Source organism: Simiduia sp., from assembly GCF_058345725.1.
In genome coordinates this window covers 1-22,765 of the sequence record NZ_JBTUOC010000072.1, presented here as the reverse complement: position 1 = coordinate 22,765, position 22,765 = coordinate 1, and the positions used below count along the sequence as shown (strand labels likewise).

Genomic DNA, 22,765 nt, shown 5'->3' with positions numbered 1-22,765 from the left:
CAGCTAGTTACAGCCAAGGCAGTTATCGCAATCCGCGTGCAACCTAGTCATATTGGCTGGCATTCCAAATTAGCACCAACGGCTCTTCATCGTCATTAAAGGAGCGGCCCGCCATAGCGACGTTACAGCCTGGCAGGTTGTTAGTTTCAACGCAGCTGTAAGTGAAGCGCGTGCGCAGTGCGGCATCGCTTTCGCCGTCGTGACAGCCACTTGTGCGGCAACCCACACGTACGGCTGGGCCCGTGAGAATGTCATTACTGAACGAGGCGCCCGTGGGTTCATCGACGGTGTTAGTGGAGGTCAGGCCATTGGCAGTGGCTTTCACTGTCACAGTGTAGTCGCTGTAACTGGTGAGTGATTCCAGGTCGTATTGCACGGTGCTGCTGGCGTCTGAAAAGCTAAATGGCCCGGCGGAGGCCGCCGCGCTACCGCCAATAATACGTGAGCCACTGGCGCTGATTTCGTAGGTGACACTATCGCCGGTGACGCGCGGCCAGCTGATGCGCAGGGTATCGTGGGCGCTAGCGTCGGTGCTCGCCGGAATGCGCGTGGCCGATGGCGAGGGCACGGCGGGGTAGGTGGCGCCGGTCGCTGTGCTCGTGGCGGCCGATGTGTGGCCACCTGCTACGGCTCGCAAGGTGTAACTGTACAGGGTGCCGCTGGCTCGCCCGGTATCCACAAAGCTGGTGCCGGCTACACCGCTCGCAATTAATCCGCCGCTGCGATACACGTTGTAACCGCTGATGCTATCGCCTGTGCTAGCCGTCCACGTCAAGCGCGTTTCGGTGTACCGATTGCCGCTGGTATTGGGCGCCACAGCCAAATTTGTCGGCGCATTGGGCTGGGTTGTGGCACTGACAGTGGCGTAGGTGATGGAATCTTCGCCGTTGACGGTTGCGCCAATGCGGAAATCGTAGCCATTACCGGCGCTCAGACCCGTGGTCACGCTGTAGCTATTGGTGCCGGGCGCGGCAATCTGTACGTAGCTGGCGTTACTTTGGCTGCTGAGCTTGCGATAAATTTTGTACTCGCTTGCATCGGCTACGGCATCCCAATTCAAATTAATTTGTGTACCACTGATGGTGGTGGCCGTTGGGCTTGTGGGTGGTAGCGGCTTGGCCGTATTGCTGACCACATTTGAGCGCCCGGATTCTTGGCCCGAGCTATCGGTAGCGGTAACCGTATATTCGTAAGCTTTCCCGGCTTCAACGCTGGTGTCTATGTAGGGGCCGGTGCCTGCGATTAAACTCGCGAGTGTTATTTCGGCTCCATTATTGGCGCGGTACAGGGAGTAAGTGATGGGATTACCAATAGCTGCGGGGGCCTCCCAACTGAGCGTGATTTGACCGAACACGCTGTTGTCGCCCACCAGATTTGCTGGTGTTAACGCCAGCGTTTGAGCGCTGGCAGCTGCCGACGGATTGGACTCAAAGCTGTTAAACAGTGTGCTGACCACATAATTAAAACTGCTGTCTTCCGGTAGCGGGCTGTCGGTGAAGCTGGTGTTAGTGGTGTCGCTGAGGTGTATGTCATCGCGGTAAATGCGATAGCCTGTGGGGGTAATATCGGTGGGTGCATCCCAGCTCAGGTTGATTGCATAACTGTTGTTGATTGCGTCTGGTGCGGCCATCAAGCCAGACGGCGCCAATGTGCCCTCGTTGCGGCTGTCAATGGTGATGTGGCCAAAACCGGGCTCGGGCGCGCTGGTGCAGCTGGGGGCTGTGGTAGACACGCTGCCGTTGACGTCCGTGAGCTGGTAACTGATGGTATCGACACCCCGGACAAAGGGGTCATTCAGCTGGTAGTGAATACGTTGTCGATCGTCATCTACAGTCACGTTGCCTAGGCTGCCGTTATTGACGGTGGCAAGGGTGACGCCGCCATCGCCCAGCTGCGCGCTAGTTAACAGGCTGACTACCGCAATTTCACTCAGGGCGCCCGCCTCCGTTAGCCCGCTGGTATCGGCGCTTAGGCAGGGAGCCTGGGGCGCGCGGTCGGCGCTGGTGATAGTTTGTTGGCTGTTTGCCTGCGCGCCGAACGCATTGGTGGTTGTCAGCGACAGCGTGTATTCGGTGCCCGGCTGGTCGGGCGTAAAGCTGGTGCGCAGGCCTTGGGAACTGGCGAGTACGGCAGCAGAATTGGTGGGCGGTGTTAAGGTCCACTGGTAGGTTTGATTGTAATGATTGGTCGACGCCGTCAGTTGCAGTGGTTCGCCAATGACGGGACTTGTCGAACTGGCAGTAAATTCGGCACTGGGAGCGCCGGGGCTGGCTGTCGGTGTTTCGCCCAACCCCTCTAAATGGTTGCGCAATTGTTCGGCACTGCTGTTGTCGCCGCTCCAGAATCGATCCATGGTGAGCCGCGCCATGGGCATAACGCCTTGGTCAAATACGTAGCTGAGTAATTTGTCGCTGCCGATAAATTCGTCGTAGGTATCAAAGTTGGTCTCCGCTTCTGCCAGCTGCACGTGGCAGATGCGGCAATTTCTGGCGAATACCTGATGGTAGAGTTCCGGCTCAGCTTGCCAGCCAGGCTGAACATAATTGCCGTTAAAGGGTTGCTCAGGCAGCTCGTCAACGGGTAGCTCCAGCTCGTCGTCGCCATACCAGCCGTGAATTAATTGAATAGCTGCAGCATGGCGCTCGGGATTGTCTTTATAGGTGGCCAGTGCGCCCAGGTTCAGCGCGCGAATGGCAGGTTCCAGAGTTTCTCTGCTGTTTTGTTGCAAGCGCGCGGCGCTAAAGTTTTCGGCTTGCAGTGTCGGCTCTATGTGGGCGGCATTTTCTGCATGAGCAAATAAGAAGGAGTCCAAATCCCAGGGCATGAATGTGGCGTCGAGGTCTGCATCTGATAACTGCGTAAATTGTGAACCCTCCTGGTAGCTTTGGTGGCAAGCAGTGCACACGCCGGGCAAATATTTTTCTCCCCGGCCATCAAAATTCATGCTGTTTACCCTTAGGTAGTCACCTGTGCGCTCGTCGGGCACAAAGGCATAAAATTTTACGATTTTGCCGTTTTCGCCATCAGGGTCTGGATTGTCGCTGTACTCCATGGCCACGATGGCGAAATCAAGGCGGCCTTCCAGCGCAGCCTCTACGCTGGGGTAATTGGTGACGTAGCTGTAAACATTGCCCTGTTCATCTTTGCGCAGCCACATGTCGCGCCCAAAACCTAAATCGTAATTATTCAAGTAAAGCGCGTGGCTGATGAATGGGTCGGTCACCGTATTGCCCTCTGCATCGGTAAACCCTGCATACTGGCGCCAGGCATTGAAGCTGGAAAATTGGCCGCTTGGATCGAGAAGCGCATAGTAATTATTTGCGGATATTGCGTTTTCCAGGCCGAGCGCGGCGCGCAGTTTGTCCATTGAAATATCGACGGAAAACACACGGTTGGCGGTGTCTATTAATTGACTGCTTCTGCGCACTGTTGCGGAAGATTGAGCGGGCAGGGCTCGCGCACTCACTCGTACCGCGCCAGCGTCGGCGACGAGGGGTGCTGTTTCAATTTGATCGCCTGCGGTATCCAGTGCCAGCACATCAAAATCCACACTGGGCGTGCCATCAACCGCCAGTGTGAGAGTGAGGTAGGCGGTTCCAATTTGGTGGGCGTCCAAGCGGCGCTCGCGTTGGCTTGACTCAAAATGCTGATTGATATCGTCGATATTTAAAAGCGGAAGAAGCGCTTGTAACAACGGATTTCTCGGATCGGTAAGTGGATCGTAATCGGTGTCTGGCGCAAAGTTTGCGGGAAATTCCGCCGTCAAATATTGCGTGTCCACCACCATGCTGTCCATGACATCTAGTCTGTTTAGCCAGTGAGCCGTGGTGGTGACGGTCAGGCCAATCGGTTGTGGGGCATCGCCGGTCTCAGCGCTCTCGTCGAGTGCCGCCAATAACGTGAGCCTATTGTTGGGCGTATTAGGATGAGACAGGAAGCGGTCGGCATCGTTTACGGATACGGTGCTTACACTAATTTGGTCGCGGTCAGACTTGCCATTGGCGTCCGTCACAGTGAGCTGAAACCGGTATTCGATTGCGCTATCGCTGGCGGGCAGATCAATGGCGACGGCGTTAGACGTACGTTCTATCAGCGTGAGATTACTGCCATCTAATTGCTCCCATTGATAACTTAAAATAGGCGCGTAATTACTGTAGCTGTCTTTACCCGTAAGCAGAATTTGCGTATTGGCGCGCGCCTGATAGCGTTTTGCGCTACCCGTGGTGGGCAGCGCCAGGGCGCTGGCGACGGCGACTGGCGGCTGTTTGTCATCTTGCTTATCGGTGTAACTGCCACCGCCACAACTGGCAACAAACACAATTAACATCGGCAAGAGCAAAGTTAATTGAAACCGTAGGAATAGGGGTCGCTGCGCAATTGTGTTCACGGGTTGCTTCCTTGTATTGGTTAAGTGGGTTGGGACGGCGTGTTAGAATTCGTACCTTAATCCACCGGTGATCATGCGTTGGCTAAAATTTCCCACGTCTACTACCTGTCGCAATTGTATAAATCCTTGGATGCCGCCACTGGCCGGGGCGTCTAAAGTTGCCTGACTTGCGCCACGCAATACCGCGGCCACACCCAAACCGTAGATTTTGTAGTCGCTGTCGGGCGTATTGGTGGGCAGCGAAAAGCGGGCACTATCTGAAATAACATTAGACGCATTGGCGTAAGTGGCATTGATATAGCGCTCATCGGTTTCGTGTTGCGCATAAAACTGTGCATCGATAAATGGCATGAAAACACCGTACTGGCTATTGAGCAGATACTGCAATTTCAAGCCAAACACGGATTCCAAGGATTTAATGCTTTGCTTGTCGACTATAAAGTTAAAACCGTCGTCTTTGATATCCTGCTCGGTGTAGGCGTTGATGGACGTGCGCTGATAGTTTATCGAGAGGGAGGGTTCCAGAGTCCAGGTGTCGGTAATACGGTAGCTGTAACCGCCACTTATACTGCCCGTAAGCGTGCGGGCGCGATTGCTGCTGGTGGCGACGGTATTTACACTGGGTACATTGGGATTTAGCGACGGGTAGCGGATACTGCGCTCGGTGGTAAATTCCATGCTTTGCAGGCCCGTTGACGCAGTGGCATACCAATCGTCGCGTTGATAGAGCACAAAGGGCATCAGCGACCAGCCGTCCATAAGAACGCCGCCGTCGACAATACTTTGCGATGAATCAAAATCAACTTCTTGATCCTGATAGCCCACCAAACCGCCGACAACCCATTGCGCGTTGACGCGATAGTCAAGTCCTGCACTGACCTCTCTGCCGTCGAAATCGTAGGCATTTTCCCTTTGCGTTGGCGACTCGTCGCCATAGCTATAGCTGCCGTTTAAAAAACCGCCCCAGCGCGACCAGGCGGCGTCGGCACTGTTGGCGGGATCTCCGGCGCTAAGGCCTGATTGCGGTTGAACTGCCGCCAGTTGCTCGTCGTTATTCGCGCTTAAACCATTGAGTGTAAAACCCCGCACGCCACTGCGTACGGCCGTTATTCGATTGGACAGGCTACTTAATTGGCCGCCGGTAAAGCTATCGGTCATGGATTCCTGGCTGGAGAATTCCTCGCCTGCAGTCCAGCGCAGTGCAAAACCCAATCCCTCCAGGTCGGTGTCCAGACTGTATTGTGTTGGACCGTTACCGGTTAATTCATTGGCCGTGTGCACCAGTTCGCGCACATTTTTCCACACAATAAAGGTAGTGCCTGTGCAGAACGCATCGCTGGTGCGCTCTGTGTCACTACAGCCTTGGGCCTTTAACTCGTCGTACACGGTTTGATTTGACAGGGCTGCGCGCTCTTCAAGTTCTGACTGAAACAAGCCGGTCAAGTCCGTGAGATCCGCCATAGCCGGAGTTGCGCACAGGGTTGCGAAGCTGGCTGCGAGGGCGTGTAATTTGGTGTTCATAGGTGATGTCCTTGTCGGTATTGCTTACGATTTGGCCTGCGGGATAAAGAAGAAATCGCCGACTTCATGGCCTGCGCCCTTGATGGTTTTGTATTCGGGTGACTGATCAAAGTTGACCGCTTTGGCGGATTTTGTTACTTCAGATTTAAGCTTCATAAATAACTGCGGTGCAGTCATGATCTCGTTGTTATTGCGCAGGGCCTGTAAGAAAGCTCGCGTAAATATGGAGTGCCCCGACTGGGTGCTGTCGAGTACGGGATTGTCGCCACCTGAAGTCATCAACAGGCGCGATCGCTTGTCGGCTTTGTAGGCAATAAACTCCTGGGTGTATTTGCCGTCGTCGCCCAACATTAGGAAGCCGGGTGCAGTAGACAATAGGCCCGAATAACAGGAGTCAGCGACCACCAGCACGCGCTTGGCTTTAAAACGCGCTAAGTGACGGGTTACGAATTCATTGGCAACCCAGAATGTGTCGCGCGGCGGTGCCTCGGCATTGGTGGGAAGCCAGTAGCCGGCTTCAATTTCTCCGGATGCCAACCGGGCCCCATGGCCCGCGTAAAAAATCAGTAGGTTGTCGTTTTCAGTCAGTTGTTCATTGATGTTGTTGATTGCCTCCATGACGCCTACGTCGTCGGCATTGACGACTTTTGTTACGCTAAAGTTGTATTGGCTTGCTAGCAAGTCGGCGATGGCATTGATGTCGTTAATCGGCGTTTCCAGGCTGTTGATTTTTTCGTAGTTCTGTACGCCAATGACCAGCGCGTAAAATTTTCCGAAGTTTATGTTTTGCGTAGTTACCGCTGTGGCGTTACCTTGAGTTTCTGTGTGGCCTTTTGCTGTGATGCCAGAGCCTGTGGTTGCCGTTGGGGTGCGAACCACTAGCTTGTCGGCCCTGGCTTGCAGGATGATCTTTTGCTGCTTTGCATCTGTAGATTCTTTTTCAAGTTGACTGACGATGGCTTTTAGCTCGTCGACTTGAGCCAAAAGCTTTTGGTCTTTCTTTTGTTTTAGTGCTTGATCAAGTTCAGAAAGCTGTTTTTGCATCACCTGAATTTGTAGATCTTTGCTTCGAATTATTTTATTCAGCGCGGCCGTTTGCTCTGCTTGTGCCTTGGCAACCGTGGATTGAAATACGATGTTGTCTTCGGGCAAGCCCCAGGCCTTCCGATACCAGGAGAGGGCGGCTACTTTGTCTTGAGCGACCCCAAGACCCTGCTCGTAAAGTGTGCCAAGGTTGAATTGTGCGCGTTTATTGTTCTGCTCGGCTGCTTTTTCATACCAAATTAGGGCAGCTTCGTAATTGGGCTCCGCGCCGAGTCCTTTTTCGAATATTTCGCCGACATTTACCTGTGCTTCTGCGTCTCCTTGCTCTGCCGCTGGCAGCCAGACGTTGAGCGCCGTTTTGTAATCTGCACGATCGTAGGCGACGTACTCTCCCCCGCGCACTTGGCATTCGGCGGCGGTGAGTACTGCGGGCCTTCGGGGGGTCATATAACTGCGATTACCCAGCATACGCATTTGGCCGGGCAATAAACAATCCACAACCTGTAACTCGGCAATACGCGCCGCCCGGTCGGGTTGCGCGTTAGCTGTTAATTGGCTATTGGCCGCGCAAGCGGTGACGGCAAGCGCGCTCAATGCCAATAGTAACGTAGAGCGGTTGGGTATTAGGACTGTCATCAATTTTCCCTCGCGGTGAGCGCTATTGTTGTTGTATTAGTGTGTTGGCTAGCTTTTTATAGGACTTATGCTGTGCGATGAATTCGTAGTTGCCAATTTCTTGAAGTTGTAGTGTCAGGTAATTCTTTTGTTCTATATCCTGCGTGGCCTTGTAGCTAATTTCAAAATCTGCCAGTATTTTTTTTACCTTGGCTTCGATGTCGGTGTTACTTGGGTGTATTTTGTAAGCCCGTTCCAGATATAGAAGCGCGCCGTTATAGTCCTGAAACGTTAGCGCTTTGTCTGCGTTGGCGAGGTTGTCAAGGACGGCATGTTGTTGTGCAACAGGTAGGTCTTTCAAGGGTATTGCCGGGTCTACGGCATCAATGATGAAAACATTTACAGCTACAAGCAGCCCGACAATAACGCCTGCGATGGCTATACGCTGTGGTCCTCGTTCCGCCCAATTCAGTTGCGATAGAAATTTGCTCGCACTTTGAGTTCGCGCTGCACGATCTACATGAACAGCTTTTGCGAGCCACTGGGCGTACATGAAGTGGGGCAGGTTTGCGAATTCAGGCTGTAAATTGTGAGCTTTGACTTCCGTGGCAAATTCGTTGCGATAGGGATGTTTTCGGCACAAAAGCTCTGCGGCAATCAAACCCAATGCGTAGATATCGTCGCGTGGATCTGGCGGTTGCCGCTCAAACATTTCCAGACTTGCGTATTTTGGTGTAATGGCGTTTAGCTCGCCAGCGTCATAATTGTCGGTATAGCGGCCGCTGCTAATGGCGCGCGCAATACCAAAATCCAGTACTTTCACTTGGCCGCTGTGGGTGTAAAAAATATTGCCCGGCTTTAAGTCGGAATGCACGATGCCTTTTGAGTGTGCGTATTCTAGCGCGAGAGCAATTTGGCGAATGATCCTCAGTGCGGTTTTGCGGTCCAGAATGACGTCGGTTTTGCCTTTGAGGATGGCGTCTAACGGGTAGCCTTCCAGTACCTCCATCGTCATAAAAATCGTGTCGTTGTCGCGATCAAAGTCGTACACGGTGATGATATTGGGATGTGCCAGGGCCTGGCTTTTTTTCGCTTCGCGCTGCAGCGACTTGAAGGCGTCTGCATGTTGAGCGAACTCGGCGGACAATAGCTTGATGGCTACATAGGGTTGTTGGTCATCGGCTTCTACTTTGCGCAAATCTACGGCGCGGCAGACTCTGCCCATGCCGCCCTGCCCAAGCTCTTGCTCAATAATGAAGCGGTCTTTAATGACCTCGCCGCCGCTAGTGTAGGGCGCGTGTAATTGGTTGGTCAGAGGATTGAGTGTTTGATGGCGATCATCGGCTGCAGGCTGCGCAGATTGGGGGCGCAGCGCCGTGCTATCTGCTGGTCGGCGCGCTGGCGACGCGAGTACGGTGGCCTCATCTGTGGTGGGTGCCCGCGTCATTACGACAGTGGGTGCGTCGCCCTCTGAATTACCAGCCGTGGGCTTATTGCGATCATCCATAATTGGGCCTCACCAACGGCGGGGTGCACCGTTATTATTTTCGTTGCCGCAGAATGCGTAAATTTTACCCTATAACTGACAAAATCTAACCCCTTTGCGCGGTGGATTGCGAACTGTCCTTACTTTTGTCGCGGGCCGACCATTCAGTCGTAATGCTAAAGTCTGGCTCTAGACCCTCGAAATGGTAGGCGGTGTTGTAGATTACGTGCGACCCAAGGCGGTTGATTAGCTTGCTGGAACCCAGGAATGGGGAGAAGTCTTAGTATAGCGTTGTGCTATCGAACGCGAGGTCTTGATAGTCTGCCTGAGCGTGCAGTTTAGTTCGCAGCTCGCCCATGACATAATGCGCGGCCTTTTTTACCGCGCCACCCGCCGGCCATTGAGCTGGTACAACTGCGCCAACTCGGAATTATACTGTGCTGACCACCGCTAATATCACCATGCAATTTGGTGCAAAACCCCTATTTGAAGACGTTTCTGTAAAGTTTGGCGAGGGCAACCGCTACGGGCTTATCGGTGCCAATGGTTGCGGAAAATCCACCTTCATGAAAATTCTTGGTGGCGATCTGGAACCCTCGGCGGGCAATGTTTCAAAAGATCCCAACGAGCGGATCGGCAAACTCAAGCAAGACCAGTTTGCCTACGAGCAATTCTCGGTAATTGACACTGTGATTATGGGGCACACTGAAATGTGGGCGGTAAAGTCCGAGCGCGACGCCATTTACGCCAATCCCGAGATGACCGAGGCCGACGGTATTCGCGCCGCAGAGTTGGAAAGTGAATTCGCCGAAATGGATGGTTACACCGCAGAGGCGCGCGCGGGTGAGTTACTCATTGGTGTGGGTATTGATGTTGCGCAGCATTACGGCTTGATGAGCGAAGTGGCGCCTGGGTGGAAATTGCGCGTGCTGCTGGCGCAGGCTCTGTTTTCAGAGCCCGATATCCTGTTGTTGGACGAACCCACCAACAACTTGGATATCAATGCCATTCGGTGGTTGGAGGGGGTACTCAACCAACGCAATTGCACCATGATAATTATCTCGCACGACCGCCACTTCTTGAACAGTGTGTGTACGCATATGGCCGACTTGGATTACGGCGAGCTGCGGTTGTTCCCGGGTAATTACGATGAATACATGACGGCGGCCACTCAAGCCATGGAGCGCTTGCAATCAGAAAACGCCAAGAAAAAAGCCCAGATCGCCGATCTTAAGGCCTTTGTAAGCCGCTTCTCGGCCAATGCCTCCAAGTCTAAACAAGCTACCTCGCGCGCGCGCCAGATTGATAAAATAAAGCTCGAAGAGATTAAGCCCTCCAGCCGTCAAAGCCCCTACATTCGCTTTGACCAGGACAAAAAGCTGCATCGCTTGGCGCTGGAAGTGGAAGGGCTGAGTAAGCGCTACGAAGACACTTTGTTCTCCGGCTTAGACCTCACTGTGGAGGTTGGCGAGCGCATTGCGATTATTGGGCCCAACGGTATTGGTAAATCGACGCTGTTAAAATGTTTGGTGGGCGTCGAACCCGCCAGCGGCGGCCGAGTGAAATGGTCGGAAAATGCCGCGCTTGGTTACTATGCTCAGGACCACGCCAGCGACTTTGCCGAGCCTAAAAATCTCATGGAGTGGATGGGGCAATGGGGTCGCGAGGGCGATGATGAGCAAATAATCCGTGGTACTCTCGGGCGCTTGTTGTTTTCCCAACACGATATTCATAAAACCGTCGATGTCATTTCCGGTGGTGAGCAGGGGCGTATGCTGTTTGGTAAATTAATGCTACAAAAGCCAAATATCATGCTGTTGGACGAACCCACCAACCATTTGGATATGGAGTCCATCGAGTCGTTAAATTTGGCGCTGGAGAACTATCCCGGTACCTTGCTGTTCGTGAGTCACGACCGTGAATTTGTCTCGTCCCTGGCCACCCGGATCATTGAGCTCACGCCCACGGGTATTGTGGATTTTCACGGCAACTACGACGATTATTTACGCAGTCAAGGCGTGGCATAACTCTCGATTTGAATAATCTCTTAGGTCTCAAGTGGGGCCTATTTTTTTGCGTGATAGTGGCTATTCTTGTCATGTCTATTTGGGCTCTACTTTGGCAAACTAGTGGTATCAGTGTTCGTTTACTAAATGTTTGGAGTGACTTATGAGTCAGCGTGAAGTGGTGGTATTAAGTGGTGTGCGTACGCCAATCGGAACCTTCGGTGGCAGCCTGAAAGATATTGCGCCCACAGAGCTGGCGGGTCAGGTGGTTGCCGAAGCCGTCAAGCGTGCGGGAATTGCACCGGAAGCCGTTGGTCATTGTGTGATAGGTAATGTTACTCATTCAGACCGCAAAGATATGTACATGAGCCGCGTGGCGGGCATTAAAGGCGGCCTGCCTGAAACGACGCCGGCGGTCACTGTAAACCGCCTATGTGGTTCCGGCTTACAGGCGCTGGTGTCGGCCTCGCAATTGATATTACTGGGCGATTGCGACGTTGCAGTGACCGGTGGCGCCGAATCCATGAGCCGCGTTCCCTATTGGTTGCCACAGGCGCGCTTTGGCGCCCGCATGGGCGACGGTGCCATGGTGGACGCCATGACCGGCGCACTCACTTGCCCCATCAACGATGTGCACATGGGCATCACCGCAGAAAATGTGGCAGAAAAATGGGGCATTAGCCGCGCAGACCAAGATGCACTGGCGGTAGAAAGCCACCAGCGCGCAGCGCGCGCTACGGACGAAGGGCGCTTTAAAGAACAAATACTGCCCATCGAATTAACGACGCGGAAAGGCACGGTGACTTTTGCCCACGACGAGCACGTGCGCGCAGATGCGTCGTTAGAGGGAATGGCAAAGTTGCGCCCAGTGTTTAAGAAGGATGGCACTGTGACCGCCGGCAACGCGTCGGGCCTTAATGATGCGGCGGCGGCCATGGTGTTAATGGAGCGCTCAGAAGCAGAGAAACAAGGATTAGCCCCTATGGCCCGCCTGGTGGGTTACAGTTTTGCCGGCGTCGAACCAAAGTACATGGGTATTGGCCCAGTGCCGGCCGTTAAAAAGCTGTTAGCCACCCATAAATTGACTGTGGCGGATATCGACGTTTGGGAAGTGAATGAAGCCTTCGCGGCGCAGGCCATTGCCGTGGCGCGCGATTTAGAAATTCCGGCCGACAAACTCAACCCCAATGGTTCTGGTATTTCATTGGGGCACCCCATTGGCGCCACCGGTGCAGTGATCACAGTCAAGGCGTTGTATGAATTACAACGTACCCAATCGCGCTACGCAGTGGTAACCATGTGCATTGGTGGCGGGCAGGGCATTGCGGCGCTATTTGAACGCATGTAGCGCAATTATTAACTTGAATCAAAGGCCGGCAACTTGCCGGCTTTTTTGTGGCTGTGATATGTGCAGTCAATCGAGCCGAAGGCCATCTGGTCAATATGCGATGGGTTGGTAGACAAGCCCCAGGCGTTTTTTAGCTACGGGATGGTATATCGGAAAGATTGCGGCCCTGATGAAACGGCGGCCGAGGCAATCACCGGTTAGGCATCGCTCGCGGTGACCGCCTTGTACGGATTACCTATCGTTAAACTTTGGACGTTTTCCAGCCTTTATTGCCGGGCATGGCTGAACATTTCCAGGTGGTATTATTGCCGGCCACCACGCCGGTTGCGCCCACATCAAAGTAAATATGCCGGCTTGCATCAGTAGGTTGGACTTTTGGGGTCTCGATGACGGGCCTGTCTGTATAGGTAAGCGAGGTAAATGAGCCGCTGCCAGCTATGAAGCCCGCCACGCCAATGACGCGAATACCGCTGAAACCCGCTGCATGCAATTTATTTGCAAAACGCTTGGCGAAGGGCTCACGGGTACGGCTAAATGTACCTGAGCCCGGTGTTTTAGCGCCGGTGTTGCACGCCCACAGGTAGATAGTAAGGTTTTTTTGCTTTGTTTTTAGCCCGTTACTGGAGAGTAAGCGCACCAGCGCTGTCTCGTCGTAATGGGTTTTGTGGGTGCCAATTCCGGCGCCCATGTTGCCGTGACCAAAGACAATCAATACAGCGGGATCGTAGCTGGAAAGCGCCCCCATGCTGTCGATGTGGGTAAAGTGGGTGAGTGAGTTTTCTCGACCCTGCGAATTGTTGGCAAAAAATGCATGCTTGACGTATTGAGCACCAATTAACATGGATTGGTCGTTTGGGTCATCATTGGCGGGTTGAAATAAAAAGTACGCGGGTTTGGTCACAGTCAAGGATTCCTTTTGACGAATTGCCGACTCTGCGAGAAGGCGCTATTCAGCGCAGCAGGTCTATTTTACTGTTAGTGAGGTGGGTTGCTGGATTTTACCCCGGATGTGGATTCAGCCAAAAGCGTTAATATAAAGGGGCGGTTCGAATTGCGACTAAAGTTGGGGTTGTGTCTCGATTTAGCGCAGGGCGCTGTGCCTGTCGGTCGAGCGCCCGGTGCCCAGTTCGAGCACTTGGCTGCAGTGTGGATGCACATCCCATTTAGAATTGGCACTTTTTTGGTAGAGGCATTCGATCGATGCGCGATCGGCACTGCTAGCCTGTAGCTGACTCTGCAGTAGCGGGCCGCCCCTCTGGCAGTGAACTCTGATGTTAGGATGCGCTAAATGAATGTAAAAAATCGCCAAGCCCAAGGTGTCGAAGGTGCGCCTCGCCAATGGATTTTGTTCGGCAACGCCGGGTCGGGAAAATCTACCTTGGCGCGAGACCTCAGCCAACGATTGGGCCTGGCGCACCTGGACTTGGATACTCTGGCCTGGGCTGCCAGTACCCCGCCAGAGCGCAATCCGCTGGCGCAATCCTGGGCAGAGATAGAGGCTTTTATTTCGGCCCATCCCCACTGGGTCATTGAGGGCTGTTATAGCGATTTAATTGAGTTGCTGTTGCCGAAGGCGAGCGCGATGATTTACTTGAATATGCCGGTGGCGCACTGTCAGCACAACGCCTTGCAGCGACCATGGGAGCCCCACAAATATGCATCCAAAGCGGCGCAGGATGCAAATTTGACCATGCTGCTGGATTGGATAGCCAGCTACCCTAGGCGGCAGGACGTGTGTTCGCAATCGGCGCACCGGGCGTTATTGTTGCGGTTCAAGGGGAAAAAATGGGAGTTGATCGAAAATACATCCACTGAAATACTGCTGCAGGGTATAACAGACTGAGCCATAGCTGACGACTGGCTGCGGGCGATGCCAGGCGTTAATTTCTTACACAACGCAGGAAGCGATAATGACAGAACCAATGCAGGGAGCCGTACTGGCCGGTTACAAAGGGCCATCTGCCCTGGCCGTAAACACCTTGGTGCAACCGACGGTGCATGCGGGCGAAGTACTGGTTAAAGTACATGCAAGTTCGGTAAACGATTGGGACTGGTCGCTGGTGCGGGGCAGTCCTTTCTATATTCGCATGCTGTGCGGCTTTCTGCGACCCAACGTGCGGGTGCCTGGTGCAGACGTGGCAGGTGTGGTGGTGGCAGTCGGGGCGGGTGTGACGCGCTTTGCGCGCGGCGACCGGGTGTATGGCGACTTGTCCGAATCCGGATTTGGCGCGTTTGCCGAGTACTGCTGCGTGCCCGAGTCGGCAATCGCACTACAACCGTCGGGATTCACTCACGCTCAAGCGGCGGCATTACCCCACGCGGGCCTGCTCGCCTTGCAAAGTATTGCGCTCTATAAACAAGCGCTGCGGGGCAAAACCGTGTTGGTTAATGGCGCAGGTGGTGGTATGGGCAGTATGTGCGTCCAACTGTTGCGCCATGCCGGCGCTGCGCGCATCGTAGGCGTTGATCATGGTAGCAAGCGCGCCTTGCTATTGCATTTGGGATGCGATACCGCACTGGATTATACGCAGCAGGATTTCACGCAGCGCGGCGAGCAATTTGACCTGATTGTCGATGCTCGCTCCACGCGCTGCCCTTGGCATTATCTGCGTGCGTTAGCCCCCGAAGGTTGCTATGTAACCGCAGGCGGTACCACCAGTAAATTACTTTTGTTGGCGCTCTTTGCGCCGTTTTTTCGCCGGTCGAATAAGAAGCGCCTGCTTATTCTGGCCTTAAAACCTAATCAAGGCTTAGCCACTTTAAGTGCATACGGGGAGCAGGGCGTTCTCAGGCCGGTGTTGGGCGATCGCTTTCCGCTGGAACAATGTTCACAAGCGCTCGCGTTGTTTGGCAGCGGCCTGCACCACGGCAAAGTGATCATCGAACTGGTGCCAGAAATTCCACTAGCTTGTTAACGAGGAAAGGTTATGTCTGTTGCTCAAATGAAAGCGCTTGTCTACGAACGTTATGGCGCTGCCGACGTGATGTCGGTGGCACAGCGCCCCAGGCCCAGCCCTGCGGCCGGTGAAATTCAGGTGCGTGTAGAAGCGGTGGAAGTAACCAAAACAGACTGCGAACTGCGCAGCTTTCGCTTTTCCGTTCAGTGGTTCTGGCTACCACTGCGCCTGGCGGTGGGTCTTTTGCGCCCGCGCCGACAGATTTTGGGTGTCTATTTTTCGGGCCGGGTGACTGCTTTGGGCGAGGGCGCGCGGGATTTCCGCGTGGGCGACGCCGTGCTGGGAACGACGAACCTGCGCATGGGGGCCTGCGCTGAATATGTGTGTTTACCCTGCGCAAATACCTTGGCTTTAAAACCGTCAGGCCTCAGTTTTGAAAAAGCGGCTGCGCTGCTTTTGGGTGGTTTGAATGCTTTGCACTTTATGCGCCTGGCAAAAATTCAGGCCGGCGAGCGGCTGTTAATCATTGGCGCTGGTGGGAGTATCGGCGTATATGCGTTGCAGATCGCCAAACTGTTGGGCGCGGAGGTAACGGCCGTGGATGCGCCGCATAAGTTGGCGTTGTTAAAAACACTGGGCGCCGATCGCGTCATCGATTACACCCGCGATACGATCACAGACTCACAGCAGCGTTTCGACATAGTGTTCGATATGGTGCCTTCAACGCCCTACGGTGCCGCGTTGTCGATATTAAAGCCGGGCGGCCGTTATCTTTTGGGTAATCCGCGCTTAGTGTCGATGTTGCGCTGTCTGTTAGGTCGCCCTGGCAGGGGTATTCAAGTGCACTGCGGTTTTGCGCGAGAAACACGTGAAGAGTTGCAAGACTTGCTGGGTATGGTATCCGCGGGCGATGTGCAGGTTGTGTTAGATCGAGTGTTACCCCTTGAGGATGCCGTTAAGGGGCACAAGTTGGTTGAGTCTGAACAGCGAGTGGGGCATGTAGTGCTGTCAGTCGCTGAACGACATTGAGTTGCTGAACGCTATTGAATAGTACCGCTAACAAAAGCACGCAGGATTTGTTGGGCGCTGGACGTGATAAGGTTTAGGCGCAAGCGCTCGCGAGCTAGCCCTGTGAGCGAGTCCTATGAGTTAACCGAATTCTATAAGCTTACCGGCAGTGATATGTGGCAGGGCACGCTGCCCTAGTGGGCGTGCAACGTTACATTTCTGTATTCGGTGAAAAAAAGGCAGCCAGAGGCTGCCAATGTGCGGAACTGAAAAAACGATTTACAGTTAAAAACAAAGATTGGGTGGCGGTTTCCCGCCCATTAGAACTCCATTTCAGGTACCACTTCAGGGATCACCAGCTCACCGGCGGTGAGTTTGACGATCTCATCGACGCTCACTCCCGGAGCGCGTTCTTTGAGCCAGAACTTATTGTCGGCAATTTCGATGTAAGCCAGGTCTGTGACCACCTTTTTAATGCAACCCGCGCCTGTCAGCGGAAGGGTGCATTGCTTGAGCAATTTGGATTCGCCGTGCTTGCTGGCGTGGGTCATAGTCACGATAATATTGTCGGCACCGGCCACTAAATCCATGGCGCCGCCCATGCCTTTCACCAATTTTCCGGGAATCATCCAGCTGGCAATGTTGCCTTGTACGTCCACTTCAAAGGCACCCAGTACCGTCAGGTCGACGTGGCCGCCGCGGATCATGGCAAAGGATTCGGCGCTGTTAAAAATAGACGCGCCTTTAATTGTGGTTACGGTTTGCTTGCCGGCGTTGATCAGGTCGGCGTCAATTTCGTCTTCCGTGGGAAAGGGGCCCATGCCCAGCAAACCGTTTTCAGATTGCAGCATGACCTCCATGCCCTTGGGGACATAGTTGGCCACCAAGGTGGGAATACCAATGCCCAGATTGACGTAGAAGCCGTCTTGCAGTTCGCGTGCAACGCGCTGCGCTAATTGTTCACGAGTTAAAGCCATGGTGATTCTCCTTATGCGCTGCGGACGGTGCGTTGTTCAATGCGTTTTTCAAAGGTGCCTTTGATCACGCGATCGACGTAAATGCCTGGGGTGTGGATCTGGGCCGGGTCCAGCTCGCCGGGCTCTACAATTTCCTCCACTTCAACCACGGTAATCTTGCCGGCTGTGGCCGCCATGGGGTTGAAGTTCTGGGCCGTGTGGCGGAATACAAGGTTGCCGTAGCGGTCGGCTTTCCAGGCTTTGACGATGGCAAAATCGCCGGTAATGGATTCTTCGAGAATGTATTTACGGCCGTTAAATTCGCGCACCTCTTTGCCTTCACCTACGGGCGTGCCGTAACCCGTGGCGGTATAAAAGGCGGGAATACCCGCGCCGCCGGCGCGCATTTTTTCGGCCAGGGTGCCCTGGGGGGTGAGTTCCACTTCCAGCTCGCCGGCCAGCAGTTGCTTTTCAAAGAGCGCGTTTTCACCCACGTAGGACGACACCATTTTTTTAATCTGGCGGTCTTCCAGCAAAATGCCCAGGCCAAAACCGTCGACACCACAGTTGTTGGAAACAATGGTCAGGCCTTTTACGCCCGACTTCTTGATTTGGGCGATCAGGTTTTCGGGGATGCCGCACAGGCCGAAACCGCCTGCGATAATGGTCATGTTGTCGGTGAGCCCGGCCATGGCCGCTTCGTAGGACTGCACCACTTTGTTAAATCCGCTCATGTAAAACTCCTGTGTTATGTGCCTTGTGGAGTGAGTGTAGACGGCTCCCCTGGCAAACTCTGACCAGTGGGTCTGTTGTATTGGGCTAGCATGCAGGGTTAAGATATATTTATCCAGTTTAAATTATTAACGTATTATTAAATAATTTTTATTGGCGGGCTACGGTTCCGCCGAGGTGTTATCGGATGAATGTGTCCCTTAAACAATGGCGTGCGTTCCTGGCGGTGGCGCAAACGCAAAGCTTTGCCGAGGCGGCCGCCTTGGTGCACATGAGCCAGCCCGCCTTGAGTATTGCCATGAAAAACTTAGAGGCCGAGTTGGGCGGCCTGTTGTTCGCGCGCTCCACTCGCGCTGTGGCGCTCACCCCCGAGGGCGCCGACCTGCTGCCTCAGGTGCAGCGCTTGCTGGCCGACTGGGATAACGTCATGGCCGAAGCCCATCAGCGCTTCGCCCTCAAGCGCGGCCGACTGGCCATTGCCGCCATGCCATCCTTTGCCAGCACTGCATTGCCGCAGGTGTTGCTGGCCTTTCGCTCGCGCTTTTCGGAAATTTCGATCACCGTGCAAGAGGTTATTGCTGAGCAGTTGGTGGAGCAGGTGCACGAGGGGCGCATTGAACTGGGAATCTCCTTCGACCCAGGTACCCAGGCGGATGTGGCCTTTACCCCCTTATTCAGCGATCATTTTGTGGCGATAGTACCGCCGTCGCACAGCTTGGCTGGGGCCGATTGCCTGCACTGGCAAGCACTGTGTGCACACCCCTACGTGGCCTTGCAGCGACCTTCCAGTCTGCGGGCGCTGATTGATCGCCACCTACAGGCGCAGGGCCTGAGCTTAAATGTGGTGTTAGAGGCCAACCAGCTCGCTACTGTGGGGCGCATGGTCGCCACCGGCTTAGGCGTAAGCGCAGTGCCGCAGCTGTGCGAGCCGCAAATGCGCGAGTTGGGGCTAGTGTGTATCCCCCTCAGCGGGCCGGATATCGAGCGGCAAGTGGGGGTACTGACCCATCGTCGCCGGCCTTTGTCGCAGGCGGCCTGCGCCATGATTGACGAATTAAAGCGCCACTATCAACAGGCTTGATGACGAGCCGGAAATCCCAACATTGCTATCTATGAGAGAAACGCATGCACTCTGCCAATCTTTTTGAGCTCTTTTACCCCCAATTGGCTAACGACGGCCAGCGCCCTTTATTAACCTTGGCCGACGGCAGCCACTGGACCCGCGCTCAGGTCTTGGCCGCCAGCGGTCGGCTGGCGAACTTTTTGGTGTCGCAGGGGCTCGCCGCCGGTGATCGGGTGACCGTGCAGGTGGATAAGGGTCCGCTGGGGCTGTGCTTGTATTTGGCGTGCCTGCGCGCGGGCCTGGTCTACCACCCCTTGAATACGGGCTACCAGCCAGCGGAGCTGGCGTACTTCTTGGAAAATGCCGAGCCGGCGGCGGTTATCTGCTCGGCACCTTACGAGCCGGCACTGGCGGCCTTGTGCGATGCCCAGGGCATCACCCGGCGCTGGATCTTAAATGGCGACGACTCAGGCAGTCTCGCCGAAGCCAGTGTCAACTGCCCGAGCGATTTTACGACCGCGACAAGTGCGCCCGACGACCTGGCCGCACTTTTGTACTCTTCAGGCACCACCGGCCGGCCAAAAGGAATAATGTTGTCGCACCAGAATATGGCCGCCAGTGCCCGCGCGTTGCACAGCGCTTGGGCCTTTAGCGACGCCGATACGCTGTTACACATGCTGCCGGTCTTTCACGTGCACGGCCTGTTTGTGGCCATTCACTGTGTGTTGATGAGCGGTGCGCAGATGATCTATTTGCCAAAGTTTGAAGCCGCTCAGGCCCTCCGATGGCTGCCAACGTCGACGGTGATGATGGGTGTGCCCACTTTTTACACCCGCCTGCTGGACGCCGGTATTCAGCGCGATCACTGCCCGCAGGTGCGGGTCTTTATTTCCGGCTCGGCGCCTCTGCTAGCCGACACCTTTAGCGCCTTTGAGGCGGCCACCGGTCATCGGATTCTGGAGCGCTATGGCATGACAGAAACCAATATGAATACCTCCAACCCGCTGGCTGGTCAGCGCAGAGCGGGCACTGTCGGCCAGGCATTACCCGGCGTTCGCGTGCGCGTGGTAGACGATGCCCATCAACCGGTGGCGACCGGCGAAGTGGGCAATATTCAGGTGGCCGGCGACAACGTTTTCAAAGGCTATTGGCGCATGCCGGAAAAAACCGCCGAAGATTTTACGGCCGACGGCTATTTCAATACCGGCGACAAGGGTAGTCTGTCTGAAGATGGCTATCTGTCCATTGTTGGGCGCGCTAAAGACTTGATTATTTCCGGTGGCCTCAATATTTACCCAAAGGAGGTGGAGTTGTGTATTGATGCGCAACCGGGCGTGATTGAGAGCGCCGTGATTGGTGTACCCCACCCAGATTTTGGCGAGGCAGTGGTGGCGTTGATTGTGGGTGATGCGGATCTGCAGGCCTTGCAAGCTGCCGTGGCGCCGGCACTGGCCCGCTTTAAACAACCCAAGCGCTATATTGCCGTGCCAGAATTACCGCGCAATACCATGGGTAAAGTGCAGAAAGCGGCACTTCGGGCGCAATATCGCGCTCTGTTCCAATCATAATGTTTGAAATGGCCTAATCTATAATTCTGTAATTATTGATTTTATAGAACTATCGCCTTTGGCAGTCTCATGGCCTGCGCGGGCCCAGAGCACTGCCAAGGTTGCCTGTCACTCCGAATAGCGCAACGCGCATAACTATCGCCTGCTAAATGGACCAATTGAGGATATCGCCATGCTTAAACTGAACAACCCGTCGCTGTTGCGCGGCCAGTCTTTCATCAACGGCCAATGGGTCGACAGTGACAGTGGCGAAACCGTTCCCGTTTACAACCCAGCCAATGGCGAAATTATTGCCAATATCGCCAGTTGTGGCGTAGACGAAACGCGCCGTGCCATTGACGCTGCCGAAGCGGCCATGCCCGCCTGGGCGGCCAAAAGCGCAAAAGAGCGCGCCAATTTGCTGCGCACCTGGTACAACCTGATTCTCGAAAATCTGGATGATTTGGCGCTCATCCTCACGGCAGAGCAGGGTAAACCACTCGCGGAGTCGCGCGGCGAAATCGTCTATGGCGCCAATTATATCGAGTGGTTTGCGGAAGAGGGCAAACGCGTCTATGGCGACATTATTCCCGCTCCCTCGGGCGATAAGCGCATTGTGGTCATCAAGCAACCTGTGGGTGTTGTGGCCTCCATTACGCCCTGGAATTTCCCCAACGCCATGATTACCCGCAAGGCGGCGCCAGCCCTGGCTGCGGGCTGTGCTTTTGTGGGTAAGCCGGCCACCGAAACGCCTTTGTCGGCTCTGGCACTGGCGGCTTTGGCAGAAGCGGCGGGTATCCCAGCGGGCATATTCAATATGGTTTGCGGTAAAAGCTCGCGGGCCATTGGTGGCGAAATGACCAGTAATCCAAAAGTCCGCAAGCTCACCTTTACCGGCTCTACACCCGTGGGCAAGGTGTTGATGGAGCAGTGTGCGGGTACCGTGAAAAAGACGTCTATGGAGCTGGGCGGCAACGCGCCGTTTATTGTCTTCGATGATGCCGACCTCGACGCTGCGGTCAGAGGAGCGGTGGCCTCCAAGTACCGCAACGCCGGCCAGACTTGCGTCTGTTCCAATCGCATGTTGGTGCAAGCAAGTATTTACGATGCCTTTACCGAAAAGCTGGCGGCGGCCGTTAAAGAATTAAAAATGGGTGACGGCCAGCAAGACGGCGTTAACCTAGGCCCCATGATTAACAACAAAGCGGCCAATGATGTGCAGGCAATGGTTGACGATGCCGTGAGCAGGGGCGCAAAGGTTGCCTTGGGCGGAAAAATTTCCGACTTGGGGGCGTGCTTTTTTGAGCCCACCATTCTCACCAATGTTACCGATGATATGCGCGTATTTCGCGAGGAAATTTTTGGTCCAGTGGCCCCCATTTTTAAATTCGAGAATGAAGCCGAGGCCATTAAGATGGCCAACGATACCGAATTTGGATTGGCGGCTTATTTTTATTCGCGCGATATAGGTCGTATTTGGCGCGTGGGCGAGGCGTTGGAATACGGCATTGTAGGCATTAATGAGGGTATTATTTCCAATGAAATGGCGCCCTTTGGCGGTGTGAAAGAGTCGGGTTCGGGCCGAGAGGGTTCCAAATACGGCATGGACGATTACCTGGAAATTAAATACATGTGTATTGGCGGCATCGATAAATAGCCGCCCAGCGACGTCAGATAGGCTCCCAAGGGGGCCTTTTTTTTGCCTGACGTTTGAGGCTGGCGCAGAATTGGGCAGATGGAAAATATCAATGTGGGCGCCCAATGCATCTGATTAATATGTTGACAGTTGATGCGTGGATAGCTTAGTTTTCGCATGGAATGGCCAAATACTAATAATGATCGTTGTTCATCTTTTAAAAAATTAAGTAGAAACAAGGCTTTATAGCCACTCTCTACCGAGAGGGTATCTATAACCTGTCTGATCAATTGTTGCGTTTTTGGTTGTTCCGCATAAAAATAACTAGGAGCACAACATGTCACAGAAAAAACTCGTGTTTATGATACTGCTGGCCAGCTTACTCAGCGCCTGCGGTTCAGCGGGCAGCGGCGACGCGCCAACCCCGACGCCGACGCCAACCCCGACGCCAACCCCGACGCCAACCCCGACGCCAACCCCGACGCCAACCCCGACGCCGACGCCAACCCCGACGCCGAC

Annotated in this window: 15 protein-coding genes; 8 read left to right on the top strand and 7 right to left on the bottom strand. The window is 54.4% G+C overall.

Going from position 1 to position 22,765, the window contains the following annotated elements; all coding sequences use genetic code 11:
• Positions 1 to 43: 43 nt before the first annotated feature.
• From ACW8F6_RS15020 to ACW8F6_RS15005, 4 genes are read right to left on the bottom strand one after another with little or no spacing between them, the layout of a single operon-like run.
• Positions 44 to 4,387 (bottom strand): fibronectin type III domain-containing protein, encoded by a 4,344-nt coding sequence (locus tag ACW8F6_RS15020; RefSeq protein ID WP_491576693.1) that lies wholly within the window; start codon positions 4,385 to 4,387, stop codon positions 44 to 46.
• A gap of 42 nt (positions 4,388 to 4,429) precedes the next feature.
• Positions 4,430 to 5,908, bottom strand: coding sequence for an autotransporter outer membrane beta-barrel domain-containing protein (locus ACW8F6_RS15015; RefSeq protein WP_491576692.1), 1,479 nt, complete (start codon positions 5,906 to 5,908; stop codon positions 4,430 to 4,432).
• 24 nt (positions 5,909 to 5,932) lie between these two features.
• The gene (locus ACW8F6_RS15010) at positions 5,933 to 7,588 is read right to left on the bottom strand and encodes a caspase family protein (protein WP_491576691.1); all 1,656 of its coding nucleotides are present in this window, start codon (positions 7,586 to 7,588) and stop codon (positions 5,933 to 5,935) included.
• A 22-nt stretch (positions 7,589 to 7,610) separates the two neighbouring features.
• A complete protein-coding gene (locus ACW8F6_RS15005; protein ID WP_491576690.1) occupies positions 7,611 to 9,074 on the bottom strand; it encodes a serine/threonine-protein kinase in 1,464 nt (487 codons plus the stop codon).
• 416 nt (positions 9,075 to 9,490) lie between these two features.
• Between ACW8F6_RS15005 and ACW8F6_RS15000 the strand changes: the two genes are divergently transcribed.
• Entirely contained in the window at positions 9,491 to 11,080 is a 1,590-nt protein-coding gene (locus tag ACW8F6_RS15000; RefSeq protein ID WP_491576689.1) for an ABC-F family ATPase, read from the top strand.
• Between the two features lie 142 nt (positions 11,081 to 11,222).
• Positions 11,223 to 12,407 (top strand): beta-ketothiolase BktB, encoded by a 1,185-nt coding sequence (gene bktB / locus ACW8F6_RS14995; RefSeq protein WP_491576688.1) that lies wholly within the window; start codon positions 11,223 to 11,225, stop codon positions 12,405 to 12,407.
• Between the two features lie 241 nt (positions 12,408 to 12,648).
• Here the strand turns inward: bktB and ACW8F6_RS14990 are convergent, their stop codons facing one another.
• Positions 12,649 to 13,308: a DUF8616 domain-containing protein gene (locus ACW8F6_RS14990; protein WP_491576687.1), complete on the bottom strand. Its 660-nt coding sequence runs from the start codon at positions 13,306 to 13,308 to the stop codon at positions 12,649 to 12,651.
• Positions 13,309 to 13,695: 387 nt separating this feature from the next.
• Between ACW8F6_RS14990 and ACW8F6_RS14985 the strand changes: the two genes are divergently transcribed.
• The 3 genes from ACW8F6_RS14985 to ACW8F6_RS14975 all read left to right on the top strand — a co-directional run bounded on the left by ACW8F6_RS14985 (position 13,696) and on the right by ACW8F6_RS14975 (position 16,333).
• A complete protein-coding gene (locus tag ACW8F6_RS14985; protein ID WP_491576686.1) occupies positions 13,696 to 14,250 on the top strand; it encodes a P-loop NTPase family protein in 555 nt (184 codons plus the stop codon).
• A 67-nt stretch (positions 14,251 to 14,317) separates the two neighbouring features.
• Positions 14,318 to 15,322: an NAD(P)-dependent alcohol dehydrogenase gene (locus ACW8F6_RS14980; protein ID WP_491576685.1), complete on the top strand. Its 1,005-nt coding sequence runs from the start codon at positions 14,318 to 14,320 to the stop codon at positions 15,320 to 15,322.
• Between the two features lie 12 nt (positions 15,323 to 15,334).
• Complete coding sequence (locus tag ACW8F6_RS14975) at positions 15,335 to 16,333, top strand: NAD(P)-dependent alcohol dehydrogenase (protein WP_491576684.1); 999 nt, start codon at positions 15,335 to 15,337, stop codon at positions 16,331 to 16,333.
• Between the two features lie 299 nt (positions 16,334 to 16,632).
• Here the strand turns inward: ACW8F6_RS14975 and ACW8F6_RS14970 are convergent, their stop codons facing one another.
• Both ACW8F6_RS14970 and ACW8F6_RS14965 read right to left on the bottom strand, forming a co-directional pair.
• Positions 16,633 to 17,289: a CoA transferase subunit B gene (locus ACW8F6_RS14970; RefSeq protein ID WP_491576683.1), complete on the bottom strand. Its 657-nt coding sequence runs from the start codon at positions 17,287 to 17,289 to the stop codon at positions 16,633 to 16,635.
• An 11-nt stretch (positions 17,290 to 17,300) separates the two neighbouring features.
• The gene (locus tag ACW8F6_RS14965; RefSeq protein ID WP_491576682.1) at positions 17,301 to 18,002 is read right to left on the bottom strand and encodes a CoA transferase subunit A; all 702 of its coding nucleotides are present in this window, start codon (positions 18,000 to 18,002) and stop codon (positions 17,301 to 17,303) included.
• 185 nt (positions 18,003 to 18,187) lie between these two features.
• Between ACW8F6_RS14965 and ACW8F6_RS14960 the strand changes: the two genes are divergently transcribed.
• The 3 genes from ACW8F6_RS14960 (at position 18,188) to ACW8F6_RS14950 (ending at position 22,267) form a co-directional block, all read left to right on the top strand.
• Complete coding sequence (locus ACW8F6_RS14960) at positions 18,188 to 19,081, top strand: LysR family transcriptional regulator (protein WP_491576681.1); 894 nt, start codon at positions 18,188 to 18,190, stop codon at positions 19,079 to 19,081.
• A 44-nt stretch (positions 19,082 to 19,125) separates the two neighbouring features.
• Positions 19,126 to 20,631, top strand: coding sequence for an AMP-binding protein (locus tag ACW8F6_RS14955; protein WP_491576680.1), 1,506 nt, complete (start codon positions 19,126 to 19,128; stop codon positions 20,629 to 20,631).
• Between the two features lie 172 nt (positions 20,632 to 20,803).
• Entirely contained in the window at positions 20,804 to 22,267 is a 1,464-nt protein-coding gene (locus ACW8F6_RS14950) for a succinate-semialdehyde dehydrogenase (protein ID WP_491576679.1), read from the top strand.
• Positions 22,268 to 22,765: the final 498 nt, after the last annotated feature.

Excerpts from the sequence above, each read along its gene's own strand:
- ACW8F6_RS15015 (WP_491576692.1), bottom strand. The coding sequence starts at position 5,908 with ATGAACACCAAATTACACGCCCTCGCAGCCAGCTTCGCAACCCTGTGC.
- ACW8F6_RS15010 (WP_491576691.1), bottom strand. The coding sequence starts at position 7,588 with ATGACAGTCCTAATACCCAACCGCTCTACGTTACTATTGGCATTGAGC.
- ACW8F6_RS15005 (WP_491576690.1), bottom strand. The coding sequence starts at position 9,074 with ATGGATGATCGCAATAAGCCCACGGCTGGTAATTCAGAGGGCGACGCA.
- bktB (WP_491576688.1), top strand. The coding sequence starts at position 11,223 with ATGAGTCAGCGTGAAGTGGTGGTATTAAGTGGTGTGCGTACGCCAATC.
- ACW8F6_RS14985 (WP_491576686.1), top strand. The coding sequence starts at position 13,696 with ATGAATGTAAAAAATCGCCAAGCCCAAGGTGTCGAAGGTGCGCCTCGC.
- ACW8F6_RS14980 (WP_491576685.1), top strand. The coding sequence starts at position 14,318 with ATGACAGAACCAATGCAGGGAGCCGTACTGGCCGGTTACAAAGGGCCA.
- ACW8F6_RS14975 (WP_491576684.1), top strand. The coding sequence starts at position 15,335 with ATGTCTGTTGCTCAAATGAAAGCGCTTGTCTACGAACGTTATGGCGCT.
- ACW8F6_RS14970 (WP_491576683.1), bottom strand. The coding sequence starts at position 17,289 with ATGGCTTTAACTCGTGAACAATTAGCGCAGCGCGTTGCACGCGAACTG.
- ACW8F6_RS14965 (WP_491576682.1), bottom strand. The coding sequence starts at position 18,002 with ATGAGCGGATTTAACAAAGTGGTGCAGTCCTACGAAGCGGCCATGGCC.
- ACW8F6_RS14960 (WP_491576681.1), top strand. The coding sequence starts at position 18,188 with ATGAATGTGTCCCTTAAACAATGGCGTGCGTTCCTGGCGGTGGCGCAA.
- ACW8F6_RS14955 (WP_491576680.1), top strand. The coding sequence starts at position 19,126 with ATGCACTCTGCCAATCTTTTTGAGCTCTTTTACCCCCAATTGGCTAAC.
- ACW8F6_RS14950 (WP_491576679.1), top strand. The coding sequence starts at position 20,804 with ATGCTTAAACTGAACAACCCGTCGCTGTTGCGCGGCCAGTCTTTCATC.